The sequence below is a fragment of the Pseudomonas sp. genome, assembly GCF_050739655.1.
GTDB lineage: Bacteria > Pseudomonadota > Gammaproteobacteria > Pseudomonadales > Pseudomonadaceae > Aquipseudomonas.
The window spans coordinates 1-1,025 of record NZ_JBOIBY010000389.1 but is presented as its reverse complement, the minus strand read 5'-3'; the positions used below and the strand labels follow the sequence as shown (position 1 = coordinate 1,025).

Below are 1,025 nucleotides of genomic sequence, written 5' to 3'. Positions count from 1 at the left end.
CCTCGCTCCTACAGGTCGAGTGTGATCCTGCAGGAGCGAGGCTTGCCCGCGAAGCTCTAAAAATCACCCGCCGAACGCATCCTTGAGGAAACCCGGCGCAATGTACCGCTGGTAATGCGCCTCGGAGAGCAGGAAAAACTCCCGATCGATGGCATCACGCAACTCCGGCAGGTTCCAGTCGCGAAACTCCGGCAGTAACACCATCCCATAGGCTTCAAGGTTGTTGATGACCCGCGCGCCCCGGGCAATCAGCTGATAGGCCCAGCAATATTCCGACTGATGGGGCACAAAGCGGATCTTGCGTTGTTCCAGCTGCGTTCTGAGCAGTGCCGGATCAAAAATTTCAACCTTGGCAGCCATGACCTGGGACAAAAGCTGCTCCAGACGCAGCCACACCGCGCGTTTTTCTTCCTCGTTGTAACCGTTCCAATGAATCACTTCATGGTGGAAACGCTTGCAGCCACGGCACACCAGATCACCGTAAACAGTGGAGCAAAGGCCGACGCAAGGGGTCTTGATGGTCTGATTGGGCATAGGTAGGCAAAACGCGAAAAAGCAGAACAGGCCGGCATGTTAGCCCTTTGGGCAGCATTGATCACCCCTCAAAGTTCAGGGTCAGGGCCAATCGGGCTCCGCTGAGCGCCTCCACCAAAGTCCAATAAACCCTGACTTACCTTAATTTTTTTTTTGCCGTAGAATCAGCCTGCCTTTTTAGGCGCCAATGTCCGTTAGAAGCTGTTTTCAAAGCGTCACGAGCACAGTCGTTCCTTCAGAGCGGTGTTGGCGAAGGGTTTTTCCAGCGGGGAAAAATCCAGCGCCAACCCTCATCAGCTCCCGTTCTGCAGGCGTAAAACTTTGAAAGCAGCTTCTGTAAGGAATTGTCGGTAATTCTGGCTAAGTGGCTCACAACGCCATGCAGCGCATGAGTACGGCAATTTCGGGATGAGCGTCCCGGACACCCATTTGGGACCACTGATGAGGGTAATAACTGTGCTTGAAGCCTACCGCAAACATATCGAAGAGCG

Annotated in this window: 1 protein-coding gene; it reads right to left on the bottom strand. The window is 54.0% G+C overall.

Annotated features, from left to right (window positions below; genetic code table 11):
- Nucleotides 1–63: 63 nt before the first annotated feature.
- Nucleotides 64–534: a DUF1289 domain-containing protein gene (locus tag ACRESJ_RS18960; protein ID WP_056854460.1), complete on the bottom strand. Its 471-nt coding sequence runs from the start codon at nt 532–534 to the stop codon at nt 64–66.
- Between the last annotated feature and the right edge of the window lie 491 nt (nt 535–1,025).